We start from the raw sequence: 21,716 nt of genomic DNA, 5'->3' as shown, positions 1-21,716 counted from the left end.
GGCAGTAGGGGCCTTTCGCATTTCGACAGGGGCCCACCATCAAACGCTATCCCTCTATTCAGGCGCTGCGCGCAATCGAAAGCGTTGCCCGAAACGGCGCGCTTTGGCGTGCGGCCAGTGAACTGAACGTCACTCGAAGCGCGGTCAGTCATCAGCTTCGGTTGCTGGAGCGCGACCTTGGCTTCAAAATCCTTGAACGCAATGGCAACGAGACCGAAATCACGCCTCGCGCCAGAGCCTATGCCGAGGATGTTCGCCGTGCGCTGAACATGATTTCAACATCGACCCAGCGCCTGTCGCTGAACGGACTAAGTGGGCGACTAACGATCAGCGCCCCGCCGGGCTTTGTGTCTGCGTGGCTATCTATAAACTTGGGGGATTTTCTGGCGCAGAACCCCGAAGTGGTCCTCAATGTCATCAGCAGTCATAATCTGACGGACACAAGCAATCCCGAGGCTGACACCTTCATCACCTTTGGAATGGAAGCGCGGGCTCATGTGGTTGCTGAAACGCTGTTGAATGTCGAGTTCTCACCGCTTTGCAGTCCAGCGTATTTAAGCCGCTTCAAGAATTTTAATGATCCTAGCATTCTAAAAAGTGCCACTTTGCTGCACATGGCGGACTTCGCGGATTGGGAGGATTGGATGCGTCAGGCAGGGCTACCCGCCGAGCACGCACGCCGAGGTATTTGTTATTCTGACATGAACATCGTCTACAACGCTGTAATGGCGGGCGAGGGAATCGCGATCGGCGACACCGTTCTTTGGGCCAAGGATGTGCAGTCAGGCAAACTGATGCGTCCGTTTGCTCAATCTTTACACTCAGACTCGGGGTATTTTCTGTGCACACCCGAAGAAAATCTGGATAATCCGATCGTGATAGAATTTCATAAGTGGTTGAAAACACGACTTGAAGTGAGCGGATTGCGTCACGAATTGGGTGCGTGACAAATTTCGTTTGTCGCGTTCGTAAAGAAGTTTCAATTGCTCACCTTTCTTAGCGATCACTACGCTGAGCTCATCTGAACAGCGATAAAGAGTGAGGCGATTGTGGTGGACGCAGCGCAGATCGAAGCCCGTTCGATCGGTAAAAAGTATGGAAATTTCAGCGCTCTGCGCGATGTTTCGCTTACCATTTCACAGGGAGAGTTCCTGTCGCTCTTGGGGCCATCTGGCTCTGGCAAGACCACCTTTCTGACCTTGCTCGGCGGTTATGATGCATCGACCTCGGGGCAGTTCCTATTCGAAGGTCAAGACATGACCAAGTGGCCTGCCAAGCAACGGGGCTTTGGCATGGTTTTCCAAGGCTTTGCGCTCTTCCCACATTTGACCGTGGCCGAGAATATCGCTTTTCCGCTTAAAGTGCAGAAGCGCTCCAAAGCGGCTATCGCGGATCGCGTTGCACAGATGGTTACGATGGTCGGCCTCTCGGGACACGAGGACAAAAAACCTCGGGCGCTGTCTGGCGGCCAGCAACAGCGTGTCGCGTTGGCTCGGGCGCTCGCCTATGAGCCGAAGGTGCTACTGCTGGACGAACCCTTTTCCGCTTTGGACAAGAACCTGCGCGGCCAAATGCAAGAAGAACTGCGCCGTCTGCACCGCGATCTAGGCACGACCTTTGTCTTCGTCACCCACGATCAAGAAGAGGCGTTGGCTCTGTCCACGCGCATCGCAATCTTCAACCACGGCGAGCTTCAGCAGATCGACACGCCTGATGCGGTCTACGAGCGTCCCTCTAACCGTTTCACGGCTGAATTCCTTGGAGACATCAACATCCTGTCGGTGGATGAGAGCGACAATGGGATCGCAGGTACGCCACTGGATTTACCTATAAACGCGGCCAGCTTCCGCCATGTCGCGATCCGGCCAGAGCATATGCGTCTGGCTGGGGCAGGTGATGCGATCCAACTGCCTGCAACGGTCAGGGATCGTGTCTACCTAGGGGCCACCTCGCGGCTTTTGCTCGAAACGCAAGCCGGCGAAGAGTTGATGCTCTACCACGACAACAGAACGTCGCTGCCAGTTCCCGATCCCGGAACCCAGCTTCACGTGACGTGGGCCAAGCAGGACAGTTTCGCCCTCTGACAGAGCCCAAAAATCCGAAAAGACCTCGACCCGAGCCGCACTGCGGTTCGGGACAGGGAAAACGCTGCCCAAAACCAACCAAACAACAGGTGAGAGTATGAACAGACATTTCCAGAAAGACCTTTTCGATATCCTTCAGGAGCGTGCTGCCAAAGGCCAGATTTCCCGCCGTCAGATGCTGCAAGGTGCTGCCGCTCTGTTGGGAACCAGCGCATTGGGCCTGAGTGCGGGCAAAGCTCAAGCGGCCGAGGACCGCCTCGTTTTCGTGAACTGGGGCGGGGATGCTATGGACGCTATGGACGAGGCATTTGGCAAGCCCTTCACCGCCGATACCGGCATCAGCGTGCTCTATGACGGCTCTGGCCCGACCGAAGGCGCGATTACCGCGCAAGTCCAAGGCGGCAGCCCGACTTGGGACTTGGTTGACGCCGATCCATTCTCGTCGCAGGCCTTGGGCCGCAAGGACCTGATGGAGCCGATCGATTACGACATCGTCGATCCCACGAAACAGCGCGAAGGGTTCGGTTGGGAGTATTCTTCCTCCTGCTACTTCTACTCTTATGTGATCGCCTACGACGCGACCCAATTTGATACGCCCCCGACCTCAATCGTGGACTTCTTTGACACCGAAAAATTCCCCGGCAAGCGCTCCATGTACAAATGGGGTGCAGGCATGTGGGAGGCCGCTTTGCTGGCCGATGGCGTTGCTCCTGCCGATCTCTATCCGCTGGACCTTGAGCGTGCTCACGCCAAAATCGAAGGGTTCAAAGAGCATATTGGTGCCTTCTGGGGCGGCGGCGCAGAAAGCCAATCGCTGCTTTTGAACGGGGACGTGTCGATGGCGCTGATCTGGAACACCCGTGCGAGCCTTCTGGAAAAGGACACAGATGGCGACATTAGTTTTATCTGGCAGGACGGGATCGTCGGCCCGGGCGGCATCGGTGTGCTGAAGGGCAACCCCGGCGGCAAGGAAGCTGCGATGAAGTATATCGCGGGCACCCAAGACCCTGCGCGGCAGGCGATGCTGTTCGAACTGATGGGGAACGGTCCGTCGAACCCGGCTGCTGACGCTTTGATCGCCGAAGAAAACCGCCGCTTCAATCCGATGGATCCTGCAAACCTGCCCAAGCAGGTGCCCCTCGACACAGACTGGTACGAAGAAAACTACGGGTCGGCCTTGGATAACTATCTGAAAATCATCTCTGCCTGATCCCTCTTCAAACCGGCCCAAGTCCTTCGGATCGCACAGCTCCCTCCCTGCGATCCGAAGGCACCAAAGGAGCCTTCATGCGCCCCACACTTTTCCTGATATCTCCTCTGCTGCTTTTCCTCGGCTGCAGCTATCTGTTGCCGTTTCTCGGGATCATGCAGCTTAGCTTTACCGATCCCTCTCCCGGTTTGGCGCAATACCAGCAAGTCCTGAGCGATCCTTTGACGCTCAGCGTGATTTGGCGGACCGTTCGTCTGTGTCTGATCGTAACCGTCGTTTCGGTGAGCTGCGCTTATGTGATTACGCTTCTTTGGGTGCGTGGACGGCCAATGGTACGGCTGCTGACCGAGCTTTGCATCATGATCCCCTTCTGGATTTCCGTCCTCAGCCGCGCCTTCGGCTGGCTGGCGATGTTGTCAAACCGCGGGCTGCTGAATACCTGGCTCAAGGACATGGGGCTGATCGACAGCGCCATCCAGATGACCCGCAATGAATTCGCCGTTGTTGTTGGGATGTCCCACTATCTGATCCCGTTTGCGGTTTTCCCACTGGCAACCGCGATGCGCAACGTGGACGAGCGTGTGCTGACCGCTGCCGACGGAATGGGAGCCTCGCGCCTTCGGGTCTTTTGGCAGGTCTTTGTTCCTATGACCGCAAGTGGTGTGATGGGCGCCTTTCTCTTGGTCTTTGTGTTCTCGATCGGGTTTTACGTCACTCCAGCGCTGCTCGGGGGGGGGCAGTCGGTCCTGATCGCAGAGTTGATCTACCTGTGGATTTTCCAAATCCCCCAGTGGGGCGTCGCCGCCGCCATGAGCGTGGTGTTGATGATCGCCGTAGGTGGCATCCTTTACCTGCTGATGCGCCGCTACGGGGAGATTGCCCAATGAGCCGCCTTCACCCCGGTGCGATTGCCACCCTTTTGTCTGCCATTGTTGCGCTGTTCTTGCTGATGCCGTTGATCGCCGTGGTGCCGGTCAGCTTCACCTCGCGCCGTTATCTGAGCCTTCCCGATGGCAAGTGGTCGCTGCGCCACTACGCATCATTGTTCGAGGACCCGGAATGGGGTGCGAGCCTGCTCAGTTCCATTCAGGTGGGTCTGTTGGCTAGCCTCTGTGCGGTCATTCTGGCCAGCGCATTCTGTATCGGCATCTGGATGCTGAAGCCGCGCATGGCTGGATTGATGACCGGCTTTGTTCTGTTGCCCATGGTCGCACCGCCCGTGGTGTCATCACTCACGCTGTACTTCTTTCTGAACAAGCTGTCGCAGTGGAACAGCATCATCGCCTACGACAAATTGGGCGGGGTCGTGCTGGCCCACACGGTGATGATCGTCCCCTATGCAGTGGTTGTGATCATGGTTGCGCTGAGCCAGCTGGACCGCCGCATCGACCTTGCCGCCCAATCCATGGGGGCCAGCGTTCCCACACGGGTATTCGGCGTCATTCTTCCCAATATCCGCTTCGGCCTGATTGGTGCGTTTTTCCTGTGCTTCTTGCTTTCGTGGGACGAAATCGGCGTGACCCTGTTCGTCACCTCGGTCGAAACAGTCACCTTGCCGCGCCGCATGTGGATGGGCCTGCGTGACAACGTCGATCCGGCAATCGCAGCTCTCTCGGTTCTTTTAATCTGCGTGGTCACATTGATCATCGTGCTCCGCGCCGCTGTGCACTTTCGCCAAGCCAGAAAAGGCGGCTGATCCGCCTTACTCCCCCAAAACTTTGACTTCCCCAGAACAATAGGGTGCCCCATGTATTTTGGTCTAACCGACGAACAAGAAATGATCGTCTCGACCGTTCGCAGCTTTGTCGAGAACGAGATCTACCCCCACGAGGCCGAGGTCGAACGCCTTGGCGAGGTGCCCGCCGAGATCGCTCAGGAGATCAAACAGAAGTGCATCGATCTGGGCTTTTATGCCTCGAACTTTCCAGAAAGCGTGGGTGGCCCCGGTCTGAGCCATGTGGATTTCGCGCTGGTCGAGCGGGAGTTGGGACGCGGATCCATGGCGCTGACCCACTTCTTCGGGCGGCCTCAGAACATCCTGATGGCCTGCAAGGGCGAGCAGGTCGATAAATACCTGCTGCCAGCTGTCCGCGGTGAAAAGATGGACGCATTGGCGATGACCGAACCCGATGCGGGTTCGGACGTGCGGGGCATGAAATGCTCTGCCGTGCGCGATGGCGGCGACTGGGTCGTCAACGGGTCAAAGCACTTCATCTCTGGGGCAGAACACGCCGATTTCGTGATCGTTTTCGTAGCAACCGGCGTAGATCAAACCCCGCGTGGCCCGAAAAAGCGGATCACCTGTTTCCTTGTGGATCGCGGCACACCGGGTTTTGAGATCGCACGCGGCTATAAATCGGTGTCCCATCGCGGTTATCAGAACAGCATCCTCTACTTCGACAACTGCCGCCTGTCCGATGCGCAGGTCCTTGGCGAAGTTGATGGCGGCTTTGATGTGATGAACGAGTGGCTCTATGCCACCCGGATCACGGTCGCGACCAACTCGGTTGGACGGGCGCGCCGCGTGTTCGACCATGCCCTGACCTATGCGGCAGAGCGCAGCCAGTTCGGCCAGCCCATCGGCAAGTTCCAAGGTGTCAGCTTCCAAATTGCGGACATGATTACAGAGATCGATGCCGCCGACTTGCTGACACTGTCCGCCGCGTGGCGTCTGGATCAGGGGCTTCCAGCCAACCGCGAGATCGCCTCGGCCAAGGTCTATGCTTCGGAGATGCTGGCCCGCGTGACCGATGCGGCGCTGCAAATTCATGGCGGCATGGGTCTGATGGATGAACTGCCCATCGAACGCTTCTGGCGCGATGCGCGGGTCGAGCGCATCTGGGACGGAACCTCTGAAATCCAACGACACATCATCAGCCGGGAACTTTTCCGGCCTCTCGGAGCCTGATCCATGGAACCGCTCAGCCGCTTTCTGTCGCCGAAAGCTGTCGTCGTCATCGGCGGTGGCACGTGGTGCGAGGCTGTCGTGCGCCAATGCCGCGCGACTGGCTTTGATGGACCGATTTGGCCGGTCCATCCCAAAAAAACCGAGGTCGGCGGACTGCTAGCCTATCCCGATCTCATATCTTTGCCCGGTATTCCGGATGCAGCGTTTATCGGCGTGAACCGCGAGTTGACCGTCGACGTGGTTGGCCAGCTATCGGCGATGGGATGCGGTGGGGCAGTTTGCTTTGCCGCTGGCTTCAGCGAGGCCGCGTCAGAGCTTTCGGACGGCGAAGCCCTACAGGCAAAGCTTGTTGAGGCAGCAGGCGATATGCGTGTTCTGGGGCCGAACTGCTATGGCATCGTGAACGGACTGGACAAGGTTGCTCTCTGGCCGGACCGTCATGGGATCACCCCTGTGGACAGCGGCGTTGCTGTGATTGGCCAGTCCTCGAACGTGCTGATCAACCTGACCATGCAGCGGCGGGGATTGCCCTTGGCGATGGTCGTAGCGGCGGGCAATCAGGCACAGACAGATATGGCCGATCTGGGGATCGCTCTGCTAGAGGACCCGCGTATCACCGCGCTTGGCCTGCATATCGAGGGGATTAATAGCATCCCAGCCTTCGAACGGCTGGCAGCCCGCGCGGCGGAACTGGACAAGCCGATTGTTGCGCTGCGGGTCGGCACCTCTGTTCAGGCGCAGGCGGCAGCGATTTCACACACAGCTTCGCTCACCGGCAGCAATGCAGGTGCACAGGCATTGCTCAAGCGTTTGGGCATCGCCCAAGTCTATAGCGCCACTGAATTGGTTGAGACGCTGAAGATCCTGCATGTGACCGGCGGGCTCGCGTCTTCCCGTATCGCGTCAGCGTCCTGTTCCGGAGGCGAGGCATCCTTAATGGCCGATATGGGCGAAGTCCGTGGGGTGACGTTCCCCGAATTGACGACATCGCAGGCCGAGAACCTGCGGAAGGCTCTTGGCCCCAAGGTCGCGTTGGCAAACCCATTGGATTACAATACCTATATCTGGGGCGATGAAGCGGCTTTGACGCAGACCTTCACCGCGCTTTGTCAGGCAGACCTTGGGCTGGCCTGCATCGTAGTGGATTATCCCCGCGATGACCGTTTTGAGGCACCTGACTATGATCAGGTTCTGCGCGCGGCGGCGCAGGCACGGGTGGAAACAGGAACGCCTGTCGCTCTGGTCTCGTTGATGTCCGAGGGATTGCCAGAGCGCGTTGCATCCGAGGCCATGTCACTGGGAGTCGTGCCTCTTTGTGGGATGGGCGATGCGCTGAGGGCAATTTCTGCATCGGTGCGTGCGCCTCATGGCGATCGGAACGCTTCGTTCGCGCCCGTTTTGCCTCCGCTCCAAGCGCCGAATGGCGCACTCATCTTGTCTGAAGCTGAAGCAAAATCCTTGCTCTCAGCCACGGGAATCCGTGTCCCGGCATCGGTGCAGGCTGTGTCTGCCGAAGCAGCAGGGGCCAGCGCGGAAAACATCGGATTTCCTGTGGTGCTCAAGGGCGAGGGCATCGCTCACAAAACCGAAGCTGGCGCGGTCGTGCTGAACCTGGCTACGGCGGCGCAGGTTGTCACGGCAGCGGGTCAGATGCCTGCGAAAAGCTTCCTCGTCGAAGAAATGATCACGGGCACAGTCGCCGAACTGATCGTGGGCGTGACCAATGATCCGGCTCATGGATACGTTCTGACCATCGGCCTTGGCGGTATTCTGACCGAATTGATCCGCGACACCGCCTCGGTCCTGATCCCCGCAACCCGAGCAGAAGTTCACGACGCAGTCCTTGGTCTGCGCACTGCACCACTGCTGACGGGCTATCGCGGCCGTCCCGCAGCGAAGATCGAAGCCATCGTCGATAGCGTCATGGCCTTGCAGGACTTTGTCCAAGCTAACGCAGGGACGCTGCACGAAGTCGAAATCAATCCGCTGATCTGTCGCGCGAATGACGCCGTGGCAGCAGACGCCCTCATCCGAATGGAGAACCACACATGACACACTCCAATGTGCTGACCGAACGGCGTGGTGCCGTGTTGGAAGTCACCCTGAACCGCCCCAAAGCGAACGCCATCGACATGGCCACGTCGCGCGAGTTGGGAGAGATATTCACCGAATTCCGGGATGACACCGAATTGCGGGTCGCCATTATCACCGGCGCTGGCGAGAAATTCTTTTGTCCAGGCTGGGACCTGAAAGCCGCTGCCAATGGTGAGGCGGCGGATGCGGACTACGGAAAAGGCGGCTTCGGTGGCCTGCAAGAGCTGCGCGGATTGAACAAGCCTGTGATCGCCGCTGTCAACGGCATCGCTTGCGGCGGCGGCCTGGAACTGGCCATTTCTGCTGACATTATCTTTGCAGCGGATCACGCCACTTTCGCCCTGCCGGAAATTCGCTCTGGTACCGTTGCGGACGCTGCGACGATCAAACTGCCAAAGCGCATCCCTTACCACATCGCGATGGAACTCCTTTATACCGGTCGCTGGTTCGACGCCGAAGAGGCCCATCGTTGGGGGCTGGTGAACCGCATCTTGCCCGCTGCCAATCTGATGACAGAGGCGCGAAGGATGGCGGATGAGTTGGCCTCTGGCCCGCCATTGGTCTTTGCCGCGATCAAGGAAATCGCGCGTGAAGCCGAGGATATGAAATTTCAGGACGCGCTCAATCGCATCAACACCAGCCAGTTCGAAACGGTCGAGCGCCTGTACCGCTCGGACGACCAAAAAGAAGGCGCCCGTGCCTTTGCTGAAAAACGCGATCCGGTCTGGAAGGGCCGATAAAGGAAACAATTTATGCCTCTGACTATGAACAGAAAACCCTTTATCACCGCTGCGATCACTGGCGCGGGCATGACGCAGGACAAAAGCCGGCTCGTTCCCCGATCGCCTGTAGAAATCGCCGAAGCTGCGATTGATGCAGCCAAGGCGGGCGCTGCGATTGTCCACTGCCACGTGCGCGATCCGGAAACCGGTGCTCCGTGCCGCGACCGCGCCCTGTTCCGCGAGGTGACAGACCGTATCAGGTCCTCTGAAGTGGACGTGGTGCTGAACCTGACAGCGGGCACGGGCGGAGATCTGACGTTTGGCGCTGCCGAAACCCCAATGGAGCTGATCGCTGGCGAAACCGACATGATCGGTGCGACAGAGCGCATGGCCCATATTCGAGACTGCCTGCCCGAGATCTGCACTCTGGATTGCGGGTCCATGAACTTTGGCGATGGCACTTACGTCATGACCAATACCACCGCGATGCTGCGGGCGATGGGACAGCAAATGACTGACCTCGGGGTGAAACCCGAGATCGAAGCCTTTGACACCGGTCACCTTTGGTTTGCGAAACAACTGGTCGAGGAAGGCGTGCTGAACGGTCCCGCTCTGGTCCAACTTTGCATGGGCATTCCATGGGGTGCGCCGAGTGATCTGAACACATTCATGGCGATGGTAAACAACGTGCCAGCAGATTGGACGTGGTCTGCATTTAGCCTTGGTCGGGACGAGATGCCTTATGTCGCCGCGGCGGCCTTGGCGGGCGGTAATGTGCGGGTAGGACTAGAGGATAACCTCTATCTGGATCGCGGAGTCTTTGCCACGAATGCGCAACTGGTGGAAAAGGCTGCCACGCTCCTGAGCAACATGGGCGCGAGCCTGATGTCACCTCAAGAGGTGCGCGATCAGTTGGGGCTGGTCAAACGCGATATGCCGGTGCCCGGATGAGCGAGGCTAAGACAGCGGCGATTATCGGCGGCGGCGTCATCGGGGGCGGTTGGGCCGCCCGCTTCCTGCTGAACGGCTGGAACGTCTCGGTCTACGACCCCGATCCCGACGCAGCCGGCAAGATCAGGGCGGTTCTCGAAAACGCGCGGGGGTCGCTGCCCGCTCTTTATGACCGAGCGCTGCCACCCGAAGGACGGCTTACCTACTGTCAGTCCCTCGCCGAAGCGGTACAGAGCGCCGATTGGGTGCAGGAAAGTGTTTCTGAGCGGCTGGAGTTGAAGCACAAAGTCTACGCAGAAATCACTGCAGCTCTGCCTGAGGACGGTTTCATCGCATCCTCCACGTCTGGCTTCAAAGCCTCGGACCTTGCGTCCAAGGGGGCGCCGGTTGTGGTCGTTCATCCCTTTAATCCCGTGTATCTCTTGCCGCTGGCCGAGATTTCCGGCGCGGCTGATTTACGGGCCAAAGCCATTCCGATCATCCAATCCATCGGGATGTTCCCGCTCGAACTAGAGATCGAGATCGACGCCTTTATCGGCAACCGTTTTCAAGAGGCGATCTGGCGCGAAGCCCTGTGGATGCTAAAAGATGGCATCGCTACGACTGATCAAATCGATAACGCAATCCGCATGGGGTTCGGCCTGCGGCTGGCTCAAATGGGAATGTTCGAGACCTACCGGCTGGCCGGAGGCGAGGCCGGGATGGAAAGCTACATGGCGCAGTTCGGGCCATCTTTGCAGTGGCCTTGGTCGCGGCTGACCGATGTTCCAGAGCTTGATGCTGCGTTGACGCGCACCATAGCGGATCAATCCGACGCGCAATCCGGACATCTGACCATTTCTGAACTCGAAACGCTGAGGGATGATAACCTGGTTGCTATTCTGCGTGGTTTACGCCGAACGGGCAGCGGGGCAGGGGGCGTCATCCTACAGCACGAACAAACGCTGCCAGTCGGAGGCGAGATCGACGGGCTGCCTGTCACTCTGCGCCAAGCCGTTCCCGTCACGTGGACCGACTATAACGGCCACATGAACGAGGCTGCCTATCTGGAGCTAGGCACGTGGGCGACAGATGGGCTGATGCAGCTGATCGGTGCGAATGCGGAGTATATCACTGCAGGTGCCAGCTTTTTCACTGTGGACACCCGAGTGCGGTACCTGGACGAAGTGCATCGCGCGGAGCTTCTGACGGTGACAACTCAGGTCCTTGAAGGGGTCGGCAAAAAGATGAAATTGTTCCACCGGATACACAAAGCGGATGGAACATTGTGCGCCACGATAGAGACCTTGTTGCTGCACACGGACCTTAGTACGCGGCGTGCTTCCGAGCCGCTGCCAGAGGTGGCGGCCAAGCTGATGGCTTTGGCGCGTGCGCACAAATGCTATGACGCAGTTGGCGCGGGCGGCGCCGTTGGTCAACGGACGTAAAAGCTGGAGAATAAGATGACCCCCGAAGAGCAGAAGACCCGCGAAGAACTTGCCGCGTGCTATCGTCTGGCAGCCAAGCATCGATTTACCGACCTGATTTACACGCACATCACCGCCCGCGTTCCGGGCTCTGACAACCATTTCCTAATCAACCCATACGGCTGGCGCTGGGAAGAGATCACGGCCTCTTCCTTGGTCAAGATCGATACCAAAGGGAACAAGATCGACGGCGGTCCCCATCGGGTGAATCCCGCTGGTTTCACCATTCACTCGGCGGTCCACATGAACCGGCACGATGCCGCGTGGATCATGCACACCCACACCCGTGCGGGCGTCGCTGTTTCCTGCATGGAAGAAGGCTTGCTCCCCCTGAACCAAATTTCGCTGCAGTTTCACAACCGCATCGCCTACCATGATTTCGAAGGGATCGCGCTCGATCTGGAAGAGCGTGAGCGCATCGTCGCAGATTTCGGAACACATCCGGTGATGATCCTGCGAAATCACGGTTTGATCGCCACGGGGCGTTCCGCTGCCGAGATGTTCTCGAACATGTTCTATCTGGAGAGGTCCTGCGAAATCCAGATCGCTGCCCTCTCGACTGGACGCCCTCTGAAGATGATCGACGAAGCAATCTCTGATCGCGTTCACGGCCAGTATGTCCAGATGAACGAAGAGGATGGCGATCTCGCGCTGGAATGGGCCGCGCATCTGCGCTCAATCGAAGGCGTTGGTGTCGACTACCGCTCCTGAATTTCTATCGCGCCGTTGCTAGTAGCCCGCGGCGCGATCCACGGCCAAGCTTAATGGCAGCCCGGCCTGCATTTCCAGCACGGTCTGACTGAGTTGGCTGGCTACTGCCTTGGCGGACGCGGAACTCGCGATGTGCGGCGTGATCCTGAGTGCGGGGTGATCCCAGTACGGATGCCCAACCGGCAAGGGTTCGTGCCTGAACACGTCCAAACTGGCACCGCGCAAGTGGCCAGCTTCGATCAACGCCATCAGATCATCTTCGACCAGATGCTCGCCACGCCCGATCTGAACCAGCCACCCACCGCGCCGCATTTGCGAAAGAGTGCTCTTATTCAAGATGTCGGTGGTTTCCTTGGTCAGAGGTAGCACGTTGACCACAAAGTTGGCGTCCGTCATCGCGGCATTAATGCTCTGCGGTCCATGCTCATACCGCACGCCGGTCAGCGGATCGGTCGGCGGCCTGCGAACCGCGACGCAAACATTGAACCCAAAAGCCACGCAGGCTTCAGCCACAAAGCGCCCCATGCTGCCACTGCCCAAGACGGCAACGTTTACATCCGAAGGGCTATGCAGCGGGATTTCGGACCAAATCTGATTACGGGTTTGATCTGAGAGCGTGTCAAAATCGCGCTGAACGTGCAGGATTTCATGAACAGCGAAAGCGGCCATTTGCTGCCCTTGTTCGGGATCGCGCACGCGGCAAATTTGGACATGTTTCGGGAGTCCGGGATGCTCTAGCAAAGCATCGACGCCCGCGCCTACAGCCATTATGAACTTCAGGTTTGGATATGGGTCAAATGCTGCCAAATCCGGCCGCCAACAAAGTGCGAACTCGACGTCTGCCTTATCGTAAATCTCGGACGGATTCGAAATTGCCATTCTGTGTTCCGCTGCCGCGTCAATGCTTGCACCGTAGTCCTCAGCCAGATTGTGGCTCGATGACAAAAACACACCTTGGCTACAACTTTGCATGAGACCCGCCTTACATCGTCTGGTACCATACATATCAACAAAAAATCGGAGAGCGTACTATAATTATCTGTTCTTAAACATTAATTTACGAAATATCGCTCCAGATGGCGATTTATCATTCAATATGTATATCCTGGTATTTTCTGCAACCGCTCAAGGTTCGGCGCGATCTCCGCACGGTAGTATTCGGGCCAATTCGGTTGATCGACAATCTCGACCGAGATCGAGTCCTCACCCGCTCCGACCGTGGTCTGAAGCACTTTGACCAGCGCTTCCGTCAGGTCCTGCTTCTGAGCTTCGGAACGTCCTGGCATCATGTGCACTGTGATATGTGGCATAGGTTACCCCTGGTTTGCTTTCGGTGGTTTCAGGCTGAAGACAACACAGAGCCCGGCTAGGGAGAAGCCAACGCTTGTTAGGACGGCTTCGTCCCAGCCGAGGAAGAGATCCCCTTGTGCAAGCCCGTGCGCGACGAGCATGGCGATCAGTGCAAAGCCGATCGCCGATCCCAGATAGCGCGCAGTATTGTTGGCCCCTGATCCCATAGCGGCCTTGTCGGCGGGAACGCTTTCGACGGCCTGATGGCCCAAAGATGCGTTCAGGATGCCGTTCGACACGCCGGCGATGACGAGCCCCGCGATTGCGCTTTCCCATCCCGATCCCTCACGGATGAAGAGCAGTAGGGCCTGACCAAGTGTACAGCCGAGAAGGGCTGCGATGAGCACGGTGCGCGGTGCCAATCCATGGGTCAGTTTGCCGGAGAATAGTGCTGTAACGGCGGTCAGCGCTGACCATGCCAATATGACGAGGCTCGCCCCGATGGCGTTCAAATGATAGCCCTGCTGCAAGATGACCGGAACAGAGGCCATAATGGCCAGTACGCCCGCGCCTGATGCAAAGGCGCCTGTCGTGGCAGAAACGAAATCTCGATTGCGGAACAGCTGCAGCATCAGGATCGGGTTCGCCGCCTGCCGTTCGCGCAGGATGAAGCCGATCAGGAAGATCACACCGAGTGCTGTCAGAACTGCAACCTGAACCGTGACCCCGCTGCGCACCTGGATCAGGGCAGCAAGGATGGGCACCAACCCCATGATCAGCAGGAGAGAGCCGAGATAATCGACCCTTTGACGTTGTCCGCGGGTGACGGGAAGCACACGCATTGCGAGGATGGACAGCGCCAGAGACAGGGCAAGAATGGACCAATAGGCTGCCCTCCATCCCGAGAGTTCGAGCAGGATCGCGCAAAGGAGCGGACCAAGCGCCACCCCTGCGCCGAGAGATGCAGCCCAGATGCGGGCGGCGCGGGCGCGGGCGGGGCCCTCATAGGCTTCGGCGAGCAACCCCAGCCCGCAGGCCAAGAGCCCCGCGCAGCCCAGGCCCTGCAGGATACGGCCTGCAACCATGATGCTGCCGGTCGGCGCCAAGGCGGCAAGCGCCGAGGCTGCGGTCGTCAGCCAGAGGCCGCCAATGAAGACTTCACGCCGCCCGAGGGCATCGCCCATGGCCCCTGCGCAGAGAAGGCCGGCCGCCGCCCCAAGGGGCATGGCGCTCAGCACCCAGGCCTGAAGAGCGACTCCGCCGCCGAGAGATGCAACCGTTGCGGAGGCAGTGGTCAGCGGGGCGCAAAAGACGATCAGTGCGAGACAGGTCGCGGCGGCGACACAGATCAGGACCGCTTCGCCATGCCCTGCTTTTGAGCGGGAAGTAATGGATGACATGAAGAAGCCTTTCCAAATGGTCTTTCATCGTGAAGGAGAGAGAAACAGGCCGCTCCTGTTGGCGGCCTGCCAAAACCTCATTTGGTCAGCGCGTACTCATCGTCGCTGACCAGCTCGCCCCAGGTGACATTGGTGTCTCCTTCGAAATAGGTCAGGGCGATGTGGCTCATGAGCGAGCTGTCGGTCGCCCCGTGCCAGTGTTCTACATTCGGCGGGCACCAGACGGTGTCGCCCGTGCGGATTTCGATACGATCGCCGTCCCGTTCCTGGATCCAGCCATGCCCGGAGGTCACGATCAGCGTCTGGCCGCGCGGGTGGGAATGCCACGCGGTGCGCGCGCCCGGCGGAAACGTGACCATGCCAGTGTTGTGTCCGTTCAGTTCGTTTGCAGGCAGCAGCGGCTCATAGATGACCGCGCCGGTGAAGGTCTCCTGCGAGGCCATGACCGCCTCGGTGCTGCCATGGGAGACGACATCGGCGGCCTGCGCCGCGCCGGTCGAGAGGGTTGCCGCGCAGGCAAGGGGGAGGAGCGTCTTCATCGTGATGTCCTTTCGGGAGAGGTCAGACGTAGGCGAGATACCGACCCGCGATCAGAACGCCGATCCAGCTTGCGGCGGAGACGGCGCCCGAGATGCGGGCGGGCAGGGGAGGGGAGGCCGCCCGGTCCCATATGGCGACCGAGCGGTAGATACCGAAGTGGAACACCGCGATGTTCACCCCGGCGAGGGCGATCAGCCCCAGCTTCCACGGCGCAGCAGCACTCAGGCCGACAGCCCGCGCGATGCCGGTGAACATCAGCACACCGCTGATTGCGACAGCGATGAACCCCACATGACAGAGCGGCAACAGTTTGCGCGTGACAGTGGTGATCGGCACATCGCGCCCGCGCAGCCCCATAAGACGCAGATCAACGGCGAGTGCCCCGCCCACCAGACAGGCAATCCCGAGGATGTGGATGCACTCCAGAACGGGGTAGGCATGGGTCGCGGTGCGGACCCATTCGCCAAGAGGCGTGCGCTCCAGATCCGCGAGGGCGGTGACGAACCACTCCGGCATGGGTCAGTTTGCCGGTTCGGGGCGGCTGGGGAAAGCCGTCAACTGCTGCCAGACACCCTGGCCGTCTTCCAGCCAGAACATGACCGGCCGCAGATCGTGCGCATCTGCAGCACCGAGATAGCCCAGGACTTCGATGGTCTCGCCAACTTCCAAGGGCCGGTCAAGGCCCCAGCGAGCCATCCAGCTCGGTCCTGCCAGAACCAGATGGATTTCCTGCTCGTCGCCATCATAGGCACGGGCCGAAGCCATGGTCGCCTCGCCATCGCGCTCATCCGAGCCGGGCGGCAAGGGGCGGGTGCGGAAGCCCTCGGGCAGCGCTGTTTGATCCACTGTCATCGTAACTTCCGAGTGCGGATTTCCCCAGCGGACATCGGTGACCGTGCCTTTGATGTAATAGGCGCGCGTGGTGTCGAAGCTGCTCCAGCCATGATGAGCGAGCGCGGATATCGGTGCCGTGGCCACCATGGGCGCGGCGAGTGCGGCAGCGATTGCCAGTGACTTGAAGACTGTTCTCATGCGTTTCTCCTTGCTGGGGTATGCTTAGTTCTGTCGGTTCTCGAAGACCTCTTTCGCCACCGGCAAGGCCGAGAACACACGCGGCCATCCGGCATAAAAGGCCAGATGTGCCAGGACAGCGCCGGCCTCGTCTTGGGTCAGGCCGTTGTCCATTGCGCGGTTGAGGTGGAAGGTCATTTGCTCGGGCTGTCCGGCAGCGATCAGCGCGGCCACGGTGACCAGGCTGCGATCACGGGGAGCAAGATCGGGACGAAGCCAGAGGTCGCGGAACAGGATGTTCGTCGTGTTCTCCAACGTGCCCGGGCTGACGTTTCCATAGATACCGTCCAGCCGCGTCGCGCGGGCGTCGTCGGCTTCTTCATCAAGCGGAAGAAGATCCGGGTTCGCCACCGGAAGGTCTTCGGGCGAGATGCCATGTTCCGCGAAGACCGGCGCCAGCGCTTCGGCGGCGGCCGTAGCATTGCCCATGCCGGTGTAGAAGGCGAGATGTGTCACTGTCTCGGAAATCTCGGCTGCTGTCAGACCAGCGTCCAAAGCCTGCTCCGCCATGGCAGGCAGGCCCTCGGGCTCGTGGCGGGTGATGAGCGCGGCAAGCGTCACCAGCGAACGATCGCGCTGCGACAGCGATGCGTCGGTCCAGATCCTGCCGTTCAGATCCTCGGTCATGTAATTCTGCAGGGCCGGGCTCACCTGCCCGACAGCTTCGGGAACGGGCTGTGCTTCGGCTGCGGTCATCGACAGGGTCAGGGCGGTGGCGGCGATGGTCTTTCTCATCTGGAGTCCTCTCTCTGGGGTCATTCCGGGGAGTTCGTGTCGGGGGTCAGTTGGTCATCCGATCGCGGGTGAAGACGAAGTCGTTCGCCTCCTGGGATGCGTGGCAGGACGCGCAGCGACTGCCGTTTTCCGTCATGTTGGGCTGTCCGTCCGGGCCGAATTCGCGGAAACGCCATGCCCCTGCAGTGCCTCCTTCCCAAGTGGCACGCTTTTCCATCACGATGGTGCGGTGGAGAGTTCCTCCGCGGTGATCTTCCATCGTGATGACAGTGCCGTAGGGAAATGGCTGACCCGCCCGCGCCGCTGCCAGTGCTTCTGCCGCGGCGTAGATCTCCTCTGTGATGCCACCTCTGGTTACCGTGGCGTAGTGCTCGCCCTGCGCATAATCGGGGTCGAGCTGGATTTCGGTATTGTCTTGGGCCTGAGCTACATGCGCTGCCAAGCCGAGGCCGATTGTAAGGGCAAGAACATGCCGCATCGTCTGTCTCCCACGTTGTGTAGGAGATAGGTAAGGTGGTTGAATTTAGAGATTAGATCGGGTTTTTTGAGAACTCTCATGACATAATGTCATGAGCGATGGCGCAGGGCCTCAATGATCAGGGAAAATGTCGGAGACGCTTGTCGCCTGCTTGGATAATAGAGGTGATAGCCGGGGAAAGGCGGGGACCAGTCCGTCAGGACAGTCTCTAACGTTCCTTCCGCCAGATCGGCCTCGATCATCGGACTGGGCACATAGGCAATCCCATAGCCCTCGCGTGCCGCTTCCAGTACTCCGGTGATCTGGTTAAAGGTCCATTGTCCGGACACCCGGACGTTCACTTCGCGCCCGTCTTTCTCGAACTCCCAAGGGTAGAGACCGCCATGAGTCGGAAGGCGAAGGTTGATACAGCGGTGCCTGGTCAGGTCATCCGGGGCCTGCGGTCGCCCATGCTGGTCGAAATAGGCCGGTGTTGCCACGGCCCGCATCGAGAAATCCGGGCCGATCCGGACGGCGATCATGCCTTCCGAAACGCTCTCGCCCATGCGAACCCCAGCATCGAAATCGCCCGTTACCAGATCGGCGAAGGCGTAGTCGTTGTTCAGTTCTATCTTGATATCGGGATAGTCCCGAAGCAGCTCTTTCAGCCGTGGCCAGAGGGCGGTCGCAATAGCGAAGTCCGTCGCGGTGATGCGGAAGGTCCCCGCCGGGGTGTCGCGCTGCTCCATCATCCGTTGCAGCGATTGCTCCATTTCGTCGAGGTTTGGCGCGATCTCTGCGATCAGACGGCGACCGGCAGAGGTGGGCGAAACGCGGCGGGTCGTGCGCGACAACAAGCGAAGCCCAAGGCGCTCTTCAAGGCGGCGGACATTGTGGCTCAGGGCTGACTGCGACAGTCCCATTTGCGCAGCAGCTTTTGTAAAGCTCCCCTCGCGCGCGACGGCGACAAAAGCCATGATGTCGTTGATGTTTTCCTTGAGCATGACGATGAACTCTTGACCTTAGTCGGACTTTCTCTGGTTTTATATGATCTCATGTCATGGGTCTATCCGAAGCGGCACAGCTAACGCTTCAGCGCTGGCTTCATTATGGTCGGTGCAAATTTCGTAAAGGACATGTCATGCGACCCAAGATTATCTGCCACATGATTACCTCTATCGACGGCAGACTTCTGACCGGGCGGTTGGAAGCGCCGATCGGGGTGACAGACAGAGATGCACTGATCTGGTCCAACTACGAGGCGGCCGAGGCGCGCCTGCCACATGACGGCTGGATGGCGGGACGCCGCACCCTACAACGCTATGCGTCGGGGCAGACTACCCATGATCTCGTGTCTCCCATGGAGCGTGAGGATGTGGTGGGCGATCCAGGCAAGCGCAAGATCGGCGTCCTCTTCGATCCATCGGGTAGGTTGGATATGGCACAGGACTGTCTGCCCGATCACCTCGTCTATGTTTTCTCGACGCGCGTTCCACAGGCGCATGCGGAGAAGGTTTGCGCAACCGGTGCCAGCTGCCTCTTTGCCGGGCCGGATGGGTATGACATCGCCTCCGTGCTTCCGCGGCTGCGCGACTATTTCGGCGCGGCCTCGCTTTTGCTGGAGGGCGGCGGACGCCTGAACGGTGCGTTCTTGCAAGCGGGTCTGATCGACGAGACAAGCACCCTGATCATGCCTGCCGTCGATGGTCTGGCCGGCGTTCCCGCGATTTATGACCAACCGGGCGCTTCGGGCGACAGACCTGCCGCAGGTCAACCCATGCGCTTGCTGGCCGTGGAAACGCTGGACGGCGGAGTGGTCTGGCTAAGGCATGTGATTGAACGCCGGTAGCAGATCATCCGCTACAGGTGCGGCACGCCAGGCGCGTGCCGCACCCGCGTCATCAGACGTCCGACAATTGATCCAACATCTTATCGAGGGTCAGGGGATAGGACCTGAGCCGGATGCCGGTTGCGTTGTACATCGCATTGGCAATCGCTGCCGCCACACCGCACAGGCCCAGCTCACCCACGCCCTTCGCCTTCAGCGGCGAGGCAATGGGGTCGAGCGTGTCGAGGAAGATGACCTCCTGCTCGGGGATGTCCGCGTGCACCGCGACCTCGTAGCCCGCCAGATCGTGATTGACGAACATGCCGCGTCCGGTGTCGAGGGCCATTTCCTCCGACAGCGCGGCGCCGACCCCCATGACCATGCCGCCGATGACCTGGCTGCGCGCAGTGACCGGATTGAGGATGCGGCCCGCATCACAGCAGGCCAGCATGCGTCGGACCCGGGTTTCCCCTGTGTAGGCGTTGACGCCCACTTCGACGAAATGCGCCCCGAAGGTCGCCTTCTGGTACTGCTTCATGAAGTCGCCCCACTCGATGGACTCGACAGCTTCCACCGTCATGTCCAAGAGCGGTCGGTCAACATCGCCAGCGAGGATGCGCCCCCTGGCAAAGGCGGGGGCGTCCAGACCCAGATCGGAAGCGATGCGTTCGCGCAGGGCCATGCACGCGGCATAGACACCAGAGGTGGAAGACACCGCGCCGAACTGGCCACCCGACCCGGACGAAACGGGGTAGGCGCTATTGCCCAGCCGGACGTCGACATCCTCCATGCCGAGGCCCATCGTCTCGGCAGCCGTCTGCGCGAGAATGGTGTACGACCCCGTGCCGATGTCGGTCATGTCCGTTTCGATCACGAGCTTGCCGTTCTCGATCGCGGCGCGTGCGCCAGAGGGTTGGACCAGTGCGCCACGGAAGGCCCCCGCGACGCCTTGGCCGATCAGCCAGTCCCCGTCGCGGCGGCTGCCCGGTGCCGGGCGCGAGGCATCCCAGCCGAAGGCTTCCGCACCGCGTTCCAGGCACTGGACGAAGTTGCGATCAGAGTAGGGTTGGTCAGGATTGGACGGGTTGACCTGGCTGTCGTTTACGATGCGGAAACGCACCGGGTCCATCTCCAGTGCTTCCGCCATTTCATCCATGGCGATTTCCAGCGCCATGAGGCCCGCCGCCTCGCCGGGTGCGCGCATGTCGGCGGTCTCGGGCAGCGGCATTTCAGCCATGTGGTTCTTTACCCGCATGGTCTCTGAAGCATAGAAATAAGGCGTCTGCGCGGTAGCATTCTCGCCCCGCCCGCCGGGCAGGCCGTAGGAGACGTTCTCGTGCCAGATGCCTTTCAGCGTTCCGTCTGCATTGGCCGCCAAGCGGATGCGCTGCACCGTGGCGGAGCGATGAGTGGTGTTGTTCATCATCATCGGGCGAGGCAGGGCAACTTTCACCGGCGCACCGACAGCGCGCGATCCGAGGGCCGCCAGTACGGTATCCGCCCGCAGCCAGAGCTTGCCGCCGAAGCCTCCGCCGACATAGGGGCTCTCAATGCGGATGCGCTCCTTGTCGATGCCGAGCGTGGTCGCCAGAGATCCCCGGGTCCAGTTGATCATTTGGTTCGAGATCCAGCCAGTCAGCTGCCCGCCATCGGACCAGTCCACGATGGAGGCGAAGGGTTCCATCATCTGATGGCTTTCGCCGGGCGTGTGGTACATCTGGTCTGTGACCGCTGCGGCATCGCGGAAGGCGGCGTCCACATCGCCATAAAGGGTATCGGGTTCACCCGAGCCCTGAAGGCGCTCAAAGGCGGCATCAAGGTCATAATCCGCCGGATCGCCTTGTTCGTAGCTGACCTCAATCAGCGAGGCGGCGGCGCGTGCCTGTTCAAAGGTTTCGGCGATGACGACGGCGATGGCCTGGTGGTAGTGCATCACATCCGCGCCGCCGAACAGGCGGGCGACGTTCAGCATGCCAAGCGCCAGCGGCTCCACATCCAGCGTCGTGACGATCGTCCGGACGCCGGGAGCGGCGAGGGCCGCCGCGGTATCCATCGCGGTGACCGTCCCATGGCTGATCGTGGCGCCTAGGGGATAGCCATAAAGCTGCCCCTCGACGACATCATAACGTTCATAGGCATAGGGCGCTTGGCCTGTGACTTTCAGAGGACCGTCGATGCGGGTATGCGCCTTGCCCACAATCTTGGCGTTGTCGAAAAGGGTCTCGCCTGCGGGTTCGTTGAATTGCATC

At 59.9% G+C, this 21,716-nt stretch carries 22 protein-coding genes; 12 read left to right on the top strand and 10 right to left on the bottom strand.

Going from position 1 to position 21,716, the window contains the following annotated elements; genetic code table 11:
• The first annotated feature begins 38 nt into the window (after window positions 1-38).
• From HJ536_RS19060 to HJ536_RS19010, 11 genes are all read left to right on the top strand, one after another.
• Entirely contained in the window at window positions 39-947 is a 909-nt protein-coding gene (locus HJ536_RS19060) for a LysR substrate-binding domain-containing protein (RefSeq protein WP_177159010.1), read from the top strand.
• A 105-nt stretch (window positions 948-1,052) separates the two neighbouring features.
• Entirely contained in the window at window positions 1,053-2,084 is a 1,032-nt protein-coding gene (locus HJ536_RS19055) for an ABC transporter ATP-binding protein (protein ID WP_338082462.1), read from the top strand.
• Between the two features lie 97 nt (window positions 2,085-2,181).
• Window positions 2,182-3,294 carry an ABC transporter substrate-binding protein gene (locus HJ536_RS19050; protein ID WP_177158998.1) on the top strand — a complete coding sequence of 371 codons (1,113 nt, stop codon included), beginning with the start codon at window positions 2,182-2,184 and terminating at the stop codon, window positions 3,292-3,294.
• A 77-nt stretch (window positions 3,295-3,371) separates the two neighbouring features.
• Window positions 3,372-4,181 carry an ABC transporter permease gene (locus tag HJ536_RS19045; RefSeq protein WP_177158997.1) on the top strand — a complete coding sequence of 270 codons (810 nt, stop codon included), beginning with the start codon at window positions 3,372-3,374 and terminating at the stop codon, window positions 4,179-4,181.
• Window positions 4,178-4,990, top strand: a complete 813-nt coding sequence (locus HJ536_RS19040; RefSeq protein ID WP_177158996.1) for an ABC transporter permease — start codon at window positions 4,178-4,180, stop codon at window positions 4,988-4,990. The genes HJ536_RS19045 and HJ536_RS19040 overlap by 4 nt, the downstream gene beginning before the upstream one ends.
• A gap of 51 nt (window positions 4,991-5,041) precedes the next feature.
• A complete protein-coding gene (locus HJ536_RS19035) occupies window positions 5,042-6,202 on the top strand; it encodes an acyl-CoA dehydrogenase family protein (protein ID WP_177158995.1) in 1,161 nt (386 codons plus the stop codon).
• Window positions 6,203-6,205: 3 nt separating this feature from the next.
• Window positions 6,206-8,254 carry an acetate--CoA ligase family protein gene (locus HJ536_RS19030; protein WP_177158994.1) on the top strand — a complete coding sequence of 683 codons (2,049 nt, stop codon included), beginning with the start codon at window positions 6,206-6,208 and terminating at the stop codon, window positions 8,252-8,254.
• A complete protein-coding gene (locus tag HJ536_RS19025; protein WP_177158993.1) occupies window positions 8,251-9,036 on the top strand; it encodes a carnitinyl-CoA dehydratase in 786 nt (261 codons plus the stop codon). The genes HJ536_RS19030 and HJ536_RS19025 overlap by 4 nt, the downstream gene beginning before the upstream one ends.
• A 12-nt stretch (window positions 9,037-9,048) precedes the next feature.
• Complete coding sequence (gene bcoG / locus HJ536_RS19020) at window positions 9,049-9,969, top strand: 3-dehydrocarnitine:acetyl-CoA trimethylamine transferase BcoG (RefSeq protein ID WP_177158992.1); 921 nt, start codon at window positions 9,049-9,051, stop codon at window positions 9,967-9,969.
• Window positions 9,966-11,396 (top strand): carnitine 3-dehydrogenase, encoded by a 1,431-nt coding sequence (locus HJ536_RS19015; RefSeq protein ID WP_177158991.1) that lies wholly within the window; start codon window positions 9,966-9,968, stop codon window positions 11,394-11,396. Before bcoG ends, HJ536_RS19015 begins: the two co-directional genes overlap by 4 nt.
• A 15-nt stretch (window positions 11,397-11,411) precedes the next feature.
• Window positions 11,412-12,146 carry a class II aldolase/adducin family protein gene (locus HJ536_RS19010; protein WP_177158990.1) on the top strand — a complete coding sequence of 245 codons (735 nt, stop codon included), beginning with the start codon at window positions 11,412-11,414 and terminating at the stop codon, window positions 12,144-12,146.
• 18 nt (window positions 12,147-12,164) lie between these two features.
• Here HJ536_RS19010 and HJ536_RS19005 read toward each other — a convergent pair whose 3' ends face one another.
• From HJ536_RS19005 to HJ536_RS18965, 9 genes are all read right to left on the bottom strand, one after another.
• The gene (locus tag HJ536_RS19005) at window positions 12,165-13,025 is read right to left on the bottom strand and encodes an NAD(P)-dependent oxidoreductase (RefSeq protein ID WP_177158989.1); all 861 of its coding nucleotides are present in this window, start codon (window positions 13,023-13,025) and stop codon (window positions 12,165-12,167) included.
• Window positions 13,026-13,237: 212 nt separating this feature from the next.
• A complete protein-coding gene (locus tag HJ536_RS19000) occupies window positions 13,238-13,456 on the bottom strand; it encodes a tautomerase family protein (protein ID WP_177158988.1) in 219 nt (72 codons plus the stop codon).
• Between the two features lie 3 nt (window positions 13,457-13,459).
• A complete protein-coding gene (locus HJ536_RS18995) occupies window positions 13,460-14,836 on the bottom strand; it encodes an MFS transporter (RefSeq protein ID WP_177158987.1) in 1,377 nt (458 codons plus the stop codon).
• 77 nt (window positions 14,837-14,913) lie between these two features.
• Complete coding sequence (locus HJ536_RS18990; protein ID WP_177158986.1) at window positions 14,914-15,375, bottom strand: (R)-mandelonitrile lyase; 462 nt, start codon at window positions 15,373-15,375, stop codon at window positions 14,914-14,916.
• A 22-nt stretch (window positions 15,376-15,397) separates the two neighbouring features.
• Window positions 15,398-15,892 carry a DUF6644 family protein gene (locus HJ536_RS18985; protein ID WP_177158985.1) on the bottom strand — a complete coding sequence of 165 codons (495 nt, stop codon included), beginning with the start codon at window positions 15,890-15,892 and terminating at the stop codon, window positions 15,398-15,400.
• A gap of 3 nt (window positions 15,893-15,895) precedes the next feature.
• Window positions 15,896-16,408, bottom strand: coding sequence for a DUF6152 family protein (locus HJ536_RS18980; protein ID WP_177158984.1), 513 nt, complete (start codon window positions 16,406-16,408; stop codon window positions 15,896-15,898).
• Window positions 16,409-16,432: 24 nt separating this feature from the next.
• A complete protein-coding gene (locus HJ536_RS18975) occupies window positions 16,433-17,182 on the bottom strand; it encodes a carboxymuconolactone decarboxylase family protein (RefSeq protein ID WP_177158983.1) in 750 nt (249 codons plus the stop codon).
• Window positions 17,183-17,228: 46 nt separating this feature from the next.
• Entirely contained in the window at window positions 17,229-17,660 is a 432-nt protein-coding gene (locus HJ536_RS18970; RefSeq protein ID WP_177158982.1) for a cytochrome P460 family protein, read from the bottom strand.
• An 89-nt stretch (window positions 17,661-17,749) separates the two neighbouring features.
• Window positions 17,750-18,643: a LysR family transcriptional regulator gene (locus tag HJ536_RS18965; protein WP_177158981.1), complete on the bottom strand. Its 894-nt coding sequence runs from the start codon at window positions 18,641-18,643 to the stop codon at window positions 17,750-17,752.
• 137 nt (window positions 18,644-18,780) lie between these two features.
• Here HJ536_RS18965 and HJ536_RS18960 point away from each other — a divergent pair, with 137 nt between their 5' ends.
• A complete protein-coding gene (locus tag HJ536_RS18960) occupies window positions 18,781-19,488 on the top strand; it encodes a dihydrofolate reductase family protein (RefSeq protein WP_177158980.1) in 708 nt (235 codons plus the stop codon).
• A gap of 52 nt (window positions 19,489-19,540) precedes the next feature.
• On the opposite strand, the gene HJ536_RS18955 is transcribed toward HJ536_RS18960, so the two are convergent.
• Entirely contained in the window at window positions 19,541-21,715 is a 2,175-nt protein-coding gene (locus HJ536_RS18955; protein WP_177158979.1) for a xanthine dehydrogenase family protein molybdopterin-binding subunit, read from the bottom strand.
• Window position 21,716: the final 1 nt, after the last annotated feature.

This window comes from Donghicola mangrovi (assembly GCF_013377535.1).
GTDB classification, from domain to species: Bacteria; Pseudomonadota; Alphaproteobacteria; order Rhodobacterales; family Rhodobacteraceae; genus Donghicola; species Donghicola mangrovi.
Note: the sequence above shows the minus strand (reverse complement) of the source record. Positions and strands in the feature narration are given on the sequence as shown.